The following is a 13,634-nucleotide window of genomic DNA, read 5'->3' as shown; positions in this document are numbered from 1 at the left end:
GAACCGGCGCATGTTCGAATTAAACCTGATGTTTTTTGCAGTGGCGATCCCTGCGGTGGTTTTTGCGGGCATATCAAAGGGAGGTTTCGGCTCGGGTGTGGCCTTTGCGTCTTCGTCGATTCTGGCGCTGATCCTGGAACCCGGGCAGGCCCTGGCTCTGATGCTGCCGATCCTGATGGTGATCGACGTGGCCACGCTGGGCCCCTATTGGAAGCGGTGGAGTTGGCCGGATTCCCGCCTGCTGATTTTGGGCGCAGTACCGGGCGTCGCGCTGGGTGCTTGGCTGTATAAGGCAACGGATAATGATCTGTTGCGACTACTGATCGGTGGCATTTCGGTCGGTTTCGTTATTTGGCACATTGCACAGACCAGAGGCTGGGTGCGTGGATTTGCCAATCGCCTGCCACCGTCGGCCGGGCTTTTTGCCGGATTGGTCGCCGGTTTCACCAGTTTTGTCAGTCATGCAGGAGGTCCGCCCGCCGCGGTATACCTGTTGTCCCAAAAACTGTCGAAGACCGAGTTTCAGGCCAGCACTGTGCTGGTTTTTTGGGTTATCAACATCACAAAGTTTGTGCCTTACGCGTTTTTGGGTTTGTTCACATGGCACACGGCGCTGGCCGACATGTTGTTGACACCCTTTGCCATTCTAGGCGCGTGGCTTGGCGTTCGAGCGCATTTCATGATGTCTGAGCGCCTTTTCTTTGGAATTGCCTACGTGTTGCTGACCTTGACGGGCAGCAAACTGATCTGGGACGCGCTTACGTAATCAGGCGTTCGGCGGCAGGGCGTCCGCGACTTCCTCATAGGCCTGACCGGAGGCCACCAAGCACGTGATTCCGTTTGGCAAGGTCACCGTGATCGTCCAACTGCCGCTTTCGCCCGAAGCGAAGAGCTCCATAACCGCGCCTTGCCGGGCCAGCCCAAAGCCCCTGCGTTCTTCGCCATAGATTTCATGCAATCGCTTCAGTACATCCTCTCGCGGCGCACAATTCTGGCCCTGAGCCTGCACCTGCTGTGCCGCCAGAACCATGATCCCCAGACCCATTGTCATCTTAAGCAGTGTCTTTTCCATCCCGTAGCCCTTTCGATTCCATCTGTTGCTCAGGCTGGGGCGGAGGCGACGAAATTCGGTTAAGGCAAAGCACGTTGCGTCGCTTTTGCTGCGCTGCGGCAAATTTCTTCTTGAACTTTCCGGCAAAAAATGCCCCATTCCGCGCAACTTTATTTCAATGGGAGTGGTCCATGGATCCTCGTCAGCGCCCCTATCGTTCGGTTCTTTACATCCCGGGTTCGAGAGACCGGGCACTGGACAAGGCCCGCACTCTGCCTGTGGATGCGATTATCTTTGATCTGGAAGATGCGGTCGCGGCGGACGAGAAGGAAAATGCACGCGAAACGCTCAAGGCGGCTTTGGCGGCTGGTGGTTATGGCGCGCGGGTCAAGATCGTGCGGATCAACGGGTTGGACACCGAATGGGGTCGTGCTGATGCAGAGGCGGTGCGCGGCATGGATGCCGACGTTGTCCTTCTGCCCAAAGTAAACTCGGCAGCCGACGTCGATGCTCTGGCTGCAATTACCGGAGATATGCCGATCTGGGCCATGATGGAAACGCCGCGCGGGATGCTCAACGCGCCTGAAATCGCAGCCCATCCCCTGATGGCCGGGTTCGTGATGGGCACCAATGATCTGGCGAAGGAACTGCAAACTCGTTTTCGCCCTGACCGTCTGCCACTTATGACCTCGCTGGGCCTGTGCCTGCTGGCTGCCAAGGCCGAAGGTCTGATCATCGTTGATGGCGTTTATAACGCGTTCAAGGATGGCGAAGGTCTGGCCGCAGAATGCGCGCAGGGTCGTGACATGGGTTTTGATGGCAAAACACTGATCCACCCCGCACAGGTCGAGATCACAAATGCCGCCTATGCGCCGTCTGACGCCGAGATCGATCTGGCCCGACGCCAGATCACGGCGTTTGAAGAAGTTGAAGCGCAAGGGCAGGGTGTTGCTGTCGTCGATGGCAAAATTGTTGAGAACCTGCACGTTGCAACAGCCCGCGAAATTCTGGCAAAAGCAGAGGCAATTTCAGCTTTGCAAGCGGGGTAAGCCAGCATGGGCTTTGTTCTTCTGATCCTTGGCGTGGCGCTGTGGTGGGCGGCACATCTGTTCAAACGCGTCGCACCTGAACGTCGAGCCGCGATGGGCGACGGGGGTAAAGGCGCCGTCGCTTTGGCCCTGGTCGCGTCGATCCTGCTGATGGTCTTCGGCTATCGTATGACCGATTTCATCTTTGTCTGGGCGCCGCCGACATTCCTGATCCACGTCAACAACCTGTTGGTGCTGATCGCGATCTACATGATGAGTCCTGCCGGTACAAAGGGACGGTTGTTGAACAAGCTGCGTCATCCGATGCTGGGCGGTTTCAAGCTGTGGGCCTTTGCGCATTTGCTGGTGAACGGCGATTTGGTGTCGATCATCCTGTTTGGTGGACTTCTGGCCTGGGCCGTGGTCGAAGTGATCGTGATCAACAAGTCCGAGCCCGAATGGACACCGGCTGAGCCTGGCACTTACGGCAAAGACGCGATGTTCTTTGTGGCTTCAATCGTGCTGCTGGGGATTATCGGTTATATCCATGGGCTGGTCGGTCCGTCTCCTTTCGGCTCATAGGGACCTGATAGATGGCAAAACTCTATCGTTTGTTGACCGAGGAAGACACATCGGCCTTCTGCCACAAAGTGTCTGACGCGCTGGCCAAAGGGTGGGAGCTGTATGGCGACCCGTCCTATGCCTTCGACATAGCAAACAACGTTATGCGTTGTGCGCAGGCCGTGACCAAAGAGGTCGAGGCGGACTATTCCCCTGAAATGAAACTGGGACAGCAGTAATGGCAAAAACAAATCCGGGACGTTTTTTCGAGGATTATTCCGTCGGGCAGGTGCTGCAACATGCGGTACCGCGTACAGTGACCGAGGGAGAGCGCGGCTTGTATCACGCGCTCTATCCTGCGCGTCATGCCCTGTATTCGTCGGACGAATTTGCCCGGGATTGTGGTTTGCCGGAGAGCCCGATTGATGATCTGGTCGCCTTCCATCTGGTTTTCGGCAAAACCGTGCCGGATGTTTCGTTGAACGCGGTTGCCAATCTTGGCTACGCCGAGGGCCGCTGGCTGAAACCTGTGTACGCTGGAGATACCCTGCGCTCTGTGTCCGAGGTGATCGGGGTCAAGCAGAACTCCAACGGAAAAACTGGCGTCGTATGGGTGCGCACACGCGGGCTGAACCAGTTGGACGAGGTTGTGCTGGAATATGTTCGTTGGGTTATGGTGCGCAAAGCAAATGTCGACGTGCCGGCGCCCGAAACAGTTGTTCCCGAGTTGAAAAAGGTTCTTGATCCGCAGGATCTAATCGTGCCCGAGGGTCTTGATTTCTCGAATTACAATTTTGCTTTGGCGGGTGAGCCGCACCGCTGGGGCGACTACGACATCGGTGAGACCATCGACCATGTGGACGGTGTCACCGTGGAAGAGGCAGAGCACATGCTGGCCACACGCCTGTGGCAAAACACGGCCAAAGTGCATTTCGACCTGACGTTCCGGCCCGAAGGCAGGCTGATCTATGGAGGTCATGTTATTTCGATGGCGCGGACCCTGTCGTTCAATGGCTTGGCAAATGCGCAGATGATCGTTGGCCTGAACGGCGGCGCACATGCAAACCCTTGTTTTGCAGGAGATACCATCAAGGCGTGGTCCGAAGTTCTGGACAAAGCGGAAACCGGCGTACCAGGCGTGGGTGCGATTCGGCTGCGATTGGTGGCAACCAAAGGGGGCGCTCCGTTTGCATTGAAGAACGACGAGGGACGGTATTTGCCCGATGTTCTTCTGGATCTCGATTATTGGGCGCTTATGCCGCAAAAAGAGTTCTGACGGTTATGTGAACCACTTGCGTGTTAGCCGTGCTAGGTTTGCACCATGCACTTTCTGCGCGCGATATCGGCCGGCGTCTGCCTGGCCCCGGCGGCTCAGGCCTGTGATCTGGCTTTGGCCTTGGCTGTGGATGTGTCCGGCTCGGTCGATAGCAGCGAATATCGGATCCAGATGGACGGGCTAGCTACCGGACTGCGCGACCCGATTGTATCCGAAGCTTTGGTGCAGGGGCAGGCACAGTTGATGCTGGTACAATGGACGGGGTCGTCGCGTCAGCAGATAACGATCCCTTGGACCCGTATCGACAGTTTCGCAGCTTTGGATCGGTTTGCGGATCAAGTTTCTGCTGATCCGCGTATCTGGCGGAATTTTTCAACCGCGATTGGGGAAGCGCTTCAAACAACGCTCGATTCATTCGAGCCGGTTTCCCACTGCGCCCGGCATCTGATCGATTTGTCAGGTGACGGGGTATCCAATGAAGGGGTCGAGCCGACGCAAGTTCACGCGGCCTTGCGAGATCGAGGCGTTGTGGTCAATGCCTTGGCCATAGAGGAAAGCGAACCGGATCTGACGGCCTATTTCTTTGAGAATGTCATCGTGGGTGAGGGTGCTTTTGTCGTTTCGGCAGCAGGGTTCGCGGACTATCCGGAACGAATTCGCAGAAAACTGCTGCGCGAAGTGACGCAGCAAACCGCAGAGCTGAAGTGACATGACAAAAGATTCGTGATCACATCCGTTTGCCTTTGAAAACGCTAACATTGATAATGAGGAATATAATATGTGATCACAACATTATTTTGTGTGATCACATATGGGGAATATCAACTGATTTGACGTGAATTTGCTGTTTTTTGCAACCGCAGCACGTGACAGTGTCGCAAAAAACAGTAAAACGTTCGGTAGCCAACCGAAAAGGAGCCGCCATGGCCGATGTAAATCGGGGCAACCGCCCACTTTCGCCGCATCTGTCGATCTATCGTCCTCAGCTGACGTCGGTCACTTCCATCCTGACACGCATCACTGGTAACGCACTCCTACTGGCGGCGTTGTTGATTGTTTGGTGGTTTCTGGCCGCAGCAACCTCGCCCGAGGCGTTCGCCGTGGCGAATGGCGTGATTACCTCGGTGCTTGGGGATCTGGTTATGGCTTTGTCCGTTTGGGGCCTGTGGTATCACACGCTGGCGGGCGTGCGGCATCTGATCTGGGACAACGCGGTTGGCTTGGACCTTCCCACAGCGACCAAGCTGGGTTGGGCCGTCGTCATCGGATCGGTTGTGTTGACCCTTCTGACCCTTGTCATCGTCGCGTGATTGGAGGCCTGACATGCGTTATCTGACCGACCGCAAACGCGCCGCTGGCCTTGGCTCGGCAAAATCCGGCACAGCCCATTTCTGGGCGATGAAAGTCAGCTCGGTGGCGTTGCTGATCCTTGTGCCTTTGTTTGTTTTTACATTTGGCCCGGTTCTGGGTCAGCCGTTTGATGTGGTTCTGGACTACTATTCACGTCCCTTCCCCGCGATTGTTGCAGCGTTGACGCTGGCAGTTGGCTTCAAGCACTTCGCAGACGGTGCGCAGGTGATGCTTGAGGACTACGTTCACGGCACGCTCGAAAAGGTCCTGATTATTCTGGTGACTTGCCTGTCTTATGGCGCGGCAGCGGCTGGCATTTTCGCCATCGCGCGCATTGCCCTTTAACTCCCGGAGCTGAAAGAAATGGCTGCATACGAATACGAAACGCATGACTATGACGTGGTCGTTGTCGGTGCCGGTGGGGCCGGTCTGCGGGCGACCTTGGGCATGGCGGAACAGGGATTGCGCACCGCGTGTGTAACAAAGGTTTTCCCAACCCGTTCGCACACAGTGGCGGCTCAGGGTGGTATCGCGGCGTCCTTGTCGAATATGGGCCCGGATCACTGGCAGTGGCACATGTATGACACGGTCAAAGGGTCGGACTGGTTGGGTGACACCGACGCGATGGAGTACCTCGCGCGCGAAGCGCCCAAAGCCGTGTACGAATTGGAGCATTACGGCGTGCCCTTCAGCCGCACCGAAGAAGGCAAGATCTATCAGCGCCCATTCGGTGGTCATACGACTGAGTTTGGCGAAGGCCCCGCTGTACAGCGCACCTGTGCTGCCGCCGACCGGACCGGTCATGCGATCCTGCACACGCTGTATGGTCAATCGCTGAAAAACAACGCCGAGTTCTACATCGAATATTTCGCCATCGACCTGATCATGTCCGAGGATGGGCAATGTCAGGGTGTCGTCTGCTGGAAGCTGGACGACGGCACGATGCATGTCTTCAACGCCAAGATGGTTGTTCTGGCGACAGGCGGCTATGGCCGGGCATATTTCAGCGCGACTTCGGCCCATACCTGTACCGGTGACGGTGGCGGTATGGTGGCCCGCGCAGGTCTGGCCCTGCAGGATATGGAGTTCGTGCAGTTCCACCCGACCGGCATCTACGGCTCGGGCTGTCTGATCACCGAAGGTGCGCGCGGCGAGGGTGGCTATCTGACAAACTCGGAAGGCGAGCGGTTTATGGAGCGTTATGCGCCCCAGTACAAAGACCTCGCGCCGCGTGACTATGTCTCGCGCTCGATGACAATGGAGATCCGTGAAGGTCGGGGTGTCGGTGCGGAAGGGGATCACATCCACCTGAACCTGTCGCACCTGCCTGCCGAAGCTTTGGCCGAGCGTTTGCCGGGTATCTCGGAAAGCGCAAAGATCTTTGCGGGTGTCGACGTAACCAAGGAACCAATCCCGGTTCTGCCGACTGTTCACTACAACATGGGTGGTATTCCGACCAACTATTGGGGTGAGGTTCTGAACCCCACCGCCGACGACCCGACGGCCGTCGTTCCTGGCTTGATGGCTGTGGGTGAAGCGGGTTGTGCCTCGGTCCATGGTGCGAACCGACTGGGATCTAACTCGCTGATCGACCTCGTGGTGTTTGGCCGCGCGGCCGCGATCCGCGCTGGTAAAGTCGTTGATGCCGAAGCGCCGAACCCGGTTCTAAATCAGGCGTCGGTCGACAAAGCCTTTGATCGGTTCGATGCGGTCCGCAACGCCAACGGTTCGGTCGCGACCGCGGACTTGCGGCTTGAGATGCAGAAAACCATGCAGGCGGATGCAGCCGTGTTCCGTACGGCCAAAACAATGGCTGAAGGCGTCGAAAAGATGACCGCGATTGCTGCCAAAATGGACGATCTGAAAGTCACAGACCGTTCGTTGGTCTGGAACAGTGATCTGATGGAAACTTTGGAACTGACAAACCTTATGCCCAACGCGCTGGCGACCATCGTCGGTGCTGAGGCGCGTAAGGAATCCCGTGGCGCCCACGCGCATGAGGATTTCAGCGAGCGTGACGATGAAAACTGGCGCGTGCATACGGTCAGCCGCGTTGAGGGCAACGCAGTTGAGCTGAGCTATCGCCCGGTCATCGTTGATCCGCTGACGACCGAGGAACAGGGCGGTATCAGCCTTCAGAAAATCGCGCCCAAAGCGCGGACGTTCTAAGGGCAGGGAAAGCAGGCAATGACGCACAAGCGCCAAATACCCGTGATCCTGATGCAGGCAATCAGCCTGCGGATGGCGCGTGCGTGGTGCTTGTCATGACGGTCGAAGTTTTGAAGTCGGGGTCAAGCGATCCAAAGATAATCCTGATCGGGTTGAATCGCTGTGCGACGACCTCGTTTCACAAGCTGTTCCATAACAGCGGAATCCCATCCGTGCATTGGGAAGATGAGCAAGGCCAAAACCTTGCGCATCGCATGATGACCAATATTGCCATGGGGCGCAGGCCCTTGGATGGGTTCGGCGCGGTAAGGGCCTTCACCGACATTGCCTTTGTCAATTCGCGCTTCATGCTGGACGGTTCGCGTTTCTTTCGCGAGCTGCACGCGGCTTATCCAAGCGCATACTTTTTGCTGAACACGCGCAATCGCGAGGATTGGATCAACTCAAGGGCCAGCCATTCCGGTGGTGGCTATCTGGAGCGATGCTGCAAGGCCAACGGACAGACAGCTAATGAGGTGAAACAGGGTTGGGCGCATATGTACGATGTGCACCACACCGAGGTCGAAACCTATTTCGACGGAAATCCTCGCTTCCTGCGCTATGATATCGACAAAGATGACCCACAACGAGTTGCGGACTGGCTCTCGCCGGATTTCGACGTGAACATTGCCCACTGGGGGCATTATAATCGAGGGGCGTCTGATCGCGCCCGGACAGGCTGAAAGGCGGCCTTGTGCTGAATGGAGAATTGACATGGTTCAACTGACCCTGCCCAAGAATTCCCGGATTACCACCGGCAAGACCTGGCCCAAGCCGGACGGTGCCACCAATGTGCGCAAGTTCCAGATCTATCGCTGGAACCCCGATGACGGTCAGAACCCGCGTGTTGATACCTATTTCGTCGACATGGATACATGCGGCCCGATGGTTCTGGACGCGCTGATCAAGATCAAGAACGAGATCGACCCAACGTTGACCTTCCGCCGGTCTTGCCGCGAAGGCATCTGTGGCTCTTGTGCGATGAATATCGACGGGATCAACACGTTGGCCTGCATTTACGGCATGGACGAGATCAAGGGCGACGTGAAAATTTATCCGCTGCCGCATATGCCGGTGGTCAAGGACCTGATCCCTGATCTGACCCATTTCTATGCGCAGCATGCTTCGATCATGCCTTGGCTGGAAACCAAGACCAACCGTCCCGCGAAGGAATGGAAGCAGTCGATTGAGGACCGCAAGAAACTGGATGGTCTCTATGAATGCGTGATGTGCGCCAGCTGCTCAACCTCGTGCCCCAGCTATTGGTGGAACGGTGACCGGTATCTTGGCCCCGCCGCGTTGCTGCATGCGTATCGCTGGATTATCGACAGCCGCGATGAGGCCACAGGCGAACGTCTGGATGAGCTGGAAGATCCGTTCAAGCTGTATCGCTGTCACACCATCATGAATTGCGCCAAGACCTGCCCCAAAGGTCTGAACCCGGCCAAGGCGATTGCTGAAATCAAAAAGATGATGGTCGAACGCGCTGTTTAAGCGCCACTGCGTTTTGCGATAAACGCATGCCCAACTTGCAAAATTAGGCGATGCGGCCTTGGCTGCGTTGCCTTATTTTTTGGGCAGGGAGGAGTGATGAGATTAAGCCAGGATCACTCCAATGAGCAAAGACACTTCCAAACAAAAAACCGACGCCCAAGAAGCGTTGGAACTGCTTGAGCAGGCATGGGCGTATTACGTGCCAGAACCCGTGAAAGCTGACAAAGAACCTGAGTTGTTCGAATACGCAAACGCAGCCTGATACGGGCCGTAAGACTTGAACTACGACTGCTAATCGGCAAAGCAAGGCAATGCCTGTTCTTCTGCTTCTGTTGGCGGCCGGTGTATTAGGCTATTTTGTCTGGCGCGCCCGTCATTCTACGCTGACGCGTAATTGTCGGTGGCGCCAAGACAAAAGCCATGGTGTCTGGCGGTGTAGCTTCTGCGGCGCTGAAATCACTTCTCAGGAACAGCCTTTGCGGTGTTCGAGGGCGCGCGACAACTAATTATCTGCTTTTCGCAGGCAGAGTTATGCGCCAGTCTGCATCGCATGACACGTTCTGAACGCCCTGTCCCCGTTCCCGAAGATGCTGAGGCGCGTCGCGCGCTGGCCCCCGTAATCTGCTACCCGAACGACACATTACCGCGACCTGATGTGTCGTGGATGCGAACCCTGCGCCAAGGCGCAATCAAAACCGGCGAGGTTCTGGTTCCCCCGCGCGATGCGCGCTGTTTTGAGGTGCCGGCAGGGCATTTCTTTCGAATTACGTCCGTCGAAGGCCCACAGGTCGGTGATTTGAACATATGGAACCGCAATGACCTGTCCGAACGGTTCTATTCAGGTAAAACCCGCGCCTTGCATGGAACGCATCTGACCACCGGAGAACAGATGTGGTCCAGTTTTCCCCATCTGCGCCCTATGGCCACGATCATTGAAGACACACTGGAATGGTACGGAATCGACGTCTTTGGCGGGTCGGTCCATGACGTTATTGGTACGCGGTGTGATCCGTATACGGGCAACCTGTTGTCGGGTACGCAATACCACCACTGCTGCCATTCAAACCTGACCCGCGCGCTTGCGGATCATTTGGATCTTCCGCTGACCGAAGCTGAACTTGCAGTGCATGACGTGCTGAATGTCTTTATGTGCACCGGGTTTACCCGCGATACGGGTCAATATTTTATGAAGGCCTCACCTGTGCGCCCCGGTGATTATCTTGAATTCTTTGCCGAAATTGATCTGCTTGGCAATCTGAGCGCCTGCCCAGGCGGGTATTGTTCGTCCGAGCATTCCTCGGACACGGCGGCCTGTTTCCCGCTGCTGGTCGAAACATTCGCACCCGCTGAAGGTGATTTGAAAGGTTGGGAAAGCCCGGCGCGCAATGGTTATGATCGCACGCATGGGCGATAAATCCGACAGGCACCTGGTGGTGCCTGCCATTTGTCAGGTGTTCGGGAAAGCCGCCTGAAGGGCGATTTCCACCATGTCACCAAAGCTCCGCTCGCGCTCAGACGACGGCAGAGCTTCTCCGGTCAAAAGGTGATCGGAAACAGTGAGTACAGCCAAAGCCCTGCACTTGTGGCGTGCCGCCAAGATGTACAGTTCTGCGGCTTCCATCTCGACGCCCAGAATGCCGTGACGCACCATCTGTTCGTTCAGGTCCGGGCGCTCGTCATAAAAGACATCGGACGAGTAGATTCCACCAACATGCGTTGGCGTCCCCTTTGCCGCTGCTGCCGCTGCCGCAGAATGCAACAACCCCCAATCAGCACAGGGGGCAAAGTTCAACTCTTTCATGATGCCGCGCGACGGAGTGCTGAGCGTGGTAGATGTCATCGCCAGAATAACGTCGCGCAGTTTCACACTGTCCTGCATGCCGCCACATGAACCGATACGGATTAGAGTTTTTGCACCGTAATCACGGATCAATTCATTGACGTAAATGGAAAGAGAGGGCATCCCCATGCCGCTGCCCTGAATCGTTACAGGATGTCCTTTCCAATTGCCGGTAAAACCAAGCATTCCCCGAACGTCATTGACCTGTTTTACATCGGTCAAAAAAGTCTCTGCAGCCCATTTTGCCCGATAAGGGTCTCCGGGCAAAAGAACGGTTTCTGCGATTTCGCCTTTTTCGGCACCAATGTGAATGGTCATTTGTTCAACTTACCCTGATCAAATTTCCAATTCAGAAATATCGGATCCCGCATTTAAGGCGTCATGCACCCATTGGGGTTTGCGCCCACGACCTGACCACGTCTGGTCCGGGTTCGACGGATTGCGATATTTCGCTTTCGTTTTAGGCGCTTTTCCGCCACGAGGCGCGTCGCTGGACAATTCAGACAGCGAAAAACCAAACTCTGCCGCTGCTTTTTCAGCAGCCTTCAAAGCCGCACTCCGCTCGCGTTTTTCGGCGCTTACAAGCGCTTTGTCTATATCGTCACGTAAAGCCAACAGCTCTTTTCGCGACATTTGTTCGAGATTGATCCCCATCAGTCTTCTCCGATTGAATTAGAATACGGTGCGTATTGGCGCGCACCGTATTTCCAAAAACAGGATTATTCCATCCCAAAGATTTAAAGGACAGAAACGGGGAAAAAAGAAAGAAAAGGCTCAGTTATTCTGCAGCAAGTGTTTTGGGGTCTGCCAAAACAACGATATCGCCCATAATTGCGTTCAATTCAAAGTTTTTAGGGGTGTAAACCTTGGCCACCCCCATGGCTTTCAATTTTTCGGCATCTTCATCGGGAATAATCCCGCCGACCACAACTGGAATATGGGACAGCCCTTCTTTTTGCAGACGCGCCAATACATCTTCGACCAGTGGCAGGTGGCTGCCGGATAGGATGGACAGGCCGATCACATGCGCGTCGTCTGCGCGCGCAGCTTCCACGATTTCCTCTGGGGTTAGGCGGATGCCTTCATAGCTGATGTCCATGCCGCAATCACGGGCGCGGAAGGCGATCTGTTCAGCGCCGTTGGAATGGCCATCCAATCCCGGTTTGCCAACCAGGAACTTGAGACGACGGCCCAGTTTGTCACTGACCGCGTCGACCGCAGCGCGCAGATCGTCCAACCCTTCGGTTTTGTTCGAAACCGAGCCTGAAACACCGGTTGGGCCACGATAAGTACCGTAGACTTTGCGCATCTCTTCCGCCCATTCGCCTGTGGTGACGCCCGCCTTGGCGGCGGCAATGGACGGCTCCATCACGTTTGCTCCGGTTTTCGCGGCCTCCCGCAACGCGGCCAGGGCATTTGCAACAGCCGAGTCGTCCCGTTCAGCGCGCCAGGAGTTCAGGCGGTCGATCTGTTCCTGTTCCACCGCCGGATCGACAACCATGATGCCGCCATCTTCGGTCTGCAAAGGTGAAGCTTCACCTTCGATCCATTTGTTCACACCAACAACGACGGTTTCGTTTCGTTCAATACGGTTCAGCCGATCTGCGTTTGAGTCCACCAGGCGGGATTTCATGTACTCAATCGAGGCCACCGCGCCACCCATCGAATCAAGGTTCGCCAACTCGGCCCGCGCGCCTGTCTTCAACTCTTCGACCTTGGCATCGACGGCGGGGTTGCCATCGAACAGGTCGTCGAATTCCAGCAGGTCGGTCTCATAGGCCAGGATTTGCTGCATCCGCATCGACCATTGCTGATCCCAGGGGCGCGGCAGCCCAAGCGCCTCGTTCCAGGCAGGCAATTGCACCGCACGCGCACGCGCGTTTTTCGACAGCGTCACGGCCAGCATTTCGATCAGGATGCGATAGACGTTGTTTTCAGGCTGTTGTTCGGTCAGACCCAACGAGTTAACCTGCACCCCATAGCGGAATCGGCGGAATTTCGGATTCTCGACACCATAGCGTTGTTGCAGAATCTCATCCCAAAGATCGACAAATGCGCGCATCTTGCACATTTCGGTGACAAAGCGGATGCCCGCGTTCACGAAAAACGAAATACGGCCACACAGGGCTGGGAAATCCTCTGCCGGAACGCGCGGGCGCAATTCATCCAACACCGCGATGGCGGTGGCCAACGCATAGGCCAGTTCCTGTTCTGGTGTCGCGCCCGCTTCCTGCAGGTGGTACGAACACACATTCATCGGGTTCCACTTGGGAACGTTGGTATAGCAATACTCGGCCACGTCCGCGATCATCTTAAGCGACGGTTTGGGCGGGCAAACATAGGTGCCGCGGCTCAGATATTCCTTGATCAGGTCATTTTGCACCGTGCCCTGCAATTTCGACACATCTGCGCCTTGCTCTTCCGCGACAGCGATATACAGCGCCAATAACCATGGGGCAGTGGCGTTGATCGTCATCGAGGTGTTCATCTGCTCAAGCGGGATCTGGTCGAACAGAACCCGCATGTCGCCCAGATGACAAACGGGAACGCCCACTTTGCCGACTTCACCGCGTGCCAATGTGTGGTCGCTGTCATAGCCCGTTTGCGTGGGCAGATCGAAAGCCACGGACAGGCCGGTTTGCCCTTTCGCCAGGTTCCCCCGATAAAGTGCGTTCGAGGCTTTGGCCGTGGAATGACCGGCATAGGTTCGGATGAGCCAAGGGCGATCTTTCTGCGTCTGCGTCATAGGGGGCCTCGTGTTTCAGTGGGCAATAAAATTACGTCTTGAGGTTCTAAAGCGCAATTTTCGGGATATGTCAATTCGCT

17 protein-coding genes are annotated in these 13,634 nt (G+C 56.1%); 13 read left to right on the top strand and 4 right to left on the bottom strand.

Annotated elements, in window-relative coordinates; translation table 11 throughout:
- Positions 1–10 precede the first annotated feature (10 nt).
- Entirely contained in the window at positions 11–766 is a 756-nt protein-coding gene (locus I9187_RS15255; RefSeq protein WP_171179137.1) for a sulfite exporter TauE/SafE family protein, read from the top strand.
- Here the strand turns inward: I9187_RS15255 and I9187_RS15250 are convergent, their stop codons facing one another.
- Positions 767–1,072 (bottom strand): hypothetical protein, encoded by a 306-nt coding sequence (locus I9187_RS15250; protein ID WP_171179140.1) that lies wholly within the window; start codon positions 1,070–1,072, stop codon positions 767–769.
- Positions 1,073–1,242: 170 nt separating this feature from the next.
- Here I9187_RS15250 and I9187_RS15245 point away from each other — a divergent pair, with 170 nt between their 5' ends.
- The 12 genes from I9187_RS15245 to I9187_RS15190 all read left to right on the top strand — a co-directional run bounded on the left by I9187_RS15245 (position 1,243) and on the right by I9187_RS15190 (position 10,382).
- The gene (locus tag I9187_RS15245) at positions 1,243–2,100 is read left to right on the top strand and encodes a CoA ester lyase (RefSeq protein ID WP_171179142.1); all 858 of its coding nucleotides are present in this window, start codon (positions 1,243–1,245) and stop codon (positions 2,098–2,100) included.
- 6 nt (positions 2,101–2,106) lie between these two features.
- On the top strand, positions 2,107–2,661 hold the full coding sequence (locus I9187_RS15240; RefSeq protein WP_171179144.1) for an NnrU family protein: 555 nt from the start codon (positions 2,107–2,109) through the stop codon (positions 2,659–2,661).
- An 11-nt stretch (positions 2,662–2,672) separates the two neighbouring features.
- Complete coding sequence (locus I9187_RS15235) at positions 2,673–2,879, top strand: DUF1737 domain-containing protein (RefSeq protein WP_171179146.1); 207 nt, start codon at positions 2,673–2,675, stop codon at positions 2,877–2,879.
- Positions 2,879–3,916, top strand: coding sequence for a MaoC family dehydratase (locus I9187_RS15230; protein ID WP_209940237.1), 1,038 nt, complete (start codon positions 2,879–2,881; stop codon positions 3,914–3,916). The genes I9187_RS15235 and I9187_RS15230 overlap by 1 nt, the downstream gene beginning before the upstream one ends.
- A gap of 45 nt (positions 3,917–3,961) precedes the next feature.
- Positions 3,962–4,624, top strand: a complete 663-nt coding sequence (locus I9187_RS15225) for a DUF1194 domain-containing protein (protein ID WP_171179150.1) — start codon at positions 3,962–3,964, stop codon at positions 4,622–4,624.
- A gap of 215 nt (positions 4,625–4,839) precedes the next feature.
- Positions 4,840–5,226 carry a succinate dehydrogenase, cytochrome b556 subunit gene (gene sdhC / locus I9187_RS15220; RefSeq protein ID WP_170346368.1) on the top strand — a complete coding sequence of 129 codons (387 nt, stop codon included), beginning with the start codon at positions 4,840–4,842 and terminating at the stop codon, positions 5,224–5,226.
- Positions 5,227–5,239: 13 nt separating this feature from the next.
- On the top strand, positions 5,240–5,611 hold the full coding sequence (sdhD, locus tag I9187_RS15215; RefSeq protein WP_050604070.1) for a succinate dehydrogenase, hydrophobic membrane anchor protein: 372 nt from the start codon (positions 5,240–5,242) through the stop codon (positions 5,609–5,611).
- Positions 5,612–5,629: 18 nt separating this feature from the next.
- A complete protein-coding gene (sdhA, locus tag I9187_RS15210) occupies positions 5,630–7,435 on the top strand; it encodes a succinate dehydrogenase flavoprotein subunit (RefSeq protein WP_171238492.1) in 1,806 nt (601 codons plus the stop codon).
- 95 nt (positions 7,436–7,530) lie between these two features.
- Positions 7,531–8,157 (top strand): sulfotransferase, encoded by a 627-nt coding sequence (locus I9187_RS15205; RefSeq protein WP_171179154.1) that lies wholly within the window; start codon positions 7,531–7,533, stop codon positions 8,155–8,157.
- Between the two features lie 31 nt (positions 8,158–8,188).
- Entirely contained in the window at positions 8,189–8,968 is a 780-nt protein-coding gene (locus I9187_RS15200; RefSeq protein ID WP_152456842.1) for a succinate dehydrogenase iron-sulfur subunit, read from the top strand.
- A gap of 121 nt (positions 8,969–9,089) precedes the next feature.
- On the top strand, positions 9,090–9,230 hold the full coding sequence (locus I9187_RS15195) for a hypothetical protein (RefSeq protein ID WP_171179156.1): 141 nt from the start codon (positions 9,090–9,092) through the stop codon (positions 9,228–9,230).
- 288 nt (positions 9,231–9,518) lie between these two features.
- Positions 9,519–10,382: a DUF1989 domain-containing protein gene (locus I9187_RS15190; RefSeq protein ID WP_209509638.1), complete on the top strand. Its 864-nt coding sequence runs from the start codon at positions 9,519–9,521 to the stop codon at positions 10,380–10,382.
- A gap of 33 nt (positions 10,383–10,415) precedes the next feature.
- On the opposite strand, the gene deoD is transcribed toward I9187_RS15190, so the two are convergent.
- The 3 genes from deoD to I9187_RS15175 form a co-directional block, all read right to left on the bottom strand.
- Complete coding sequence (gene deoD / locus I9187_RS15185) at positions 10,416–11,126, bottom strand: purine-nucleoside phosphorylase (RefSeq protein ID WP_171179160.1); 711 nt, start codon at positions 11,124–11,126, stop codon at positions 10,416–10,418.
- Between the two features lie 18 nt (positions 11,127–11,144).
- The gene (locus I9187_RS15180; protein WP_171179162.1) at positions 11,145–11,462 is read right to left on the bottom strand and encodes an H-NS histone family protein; all 318 of its coding nucleotides are present in this window, start codon (positions 11,460–11,462) and stop codon (positions 11,145–11,147) included.
- A 124-nt stretch (positions 11,463–11,586) separates the two neighbouring features.
- A complete protein-coding gene (locus I9187_RS15175) occupies positions 11,587–13,554 on the bottom strand; it encodes a protein meaA (RefSeq protein ID WP_171238490.1) in 1,968 nt (655 codons plus the stop codon).
- Positions 13,555–13,634: the final 80 nt, after the last annotated feature.

The sequence above is a fragment of the Ruegeria sp. HKCCE4148 genome (genome assembly GCF_017872495.1).
Taxonomy (GTDB): Bacteria; Pseudomonadota; Alphaproteobacteria; order Rhodobacterales; family Rhodobacteraceae; genus Ruegeria.
This window is presented reverse-complemented; position numbering and strand designations above follow the sequence as displayed.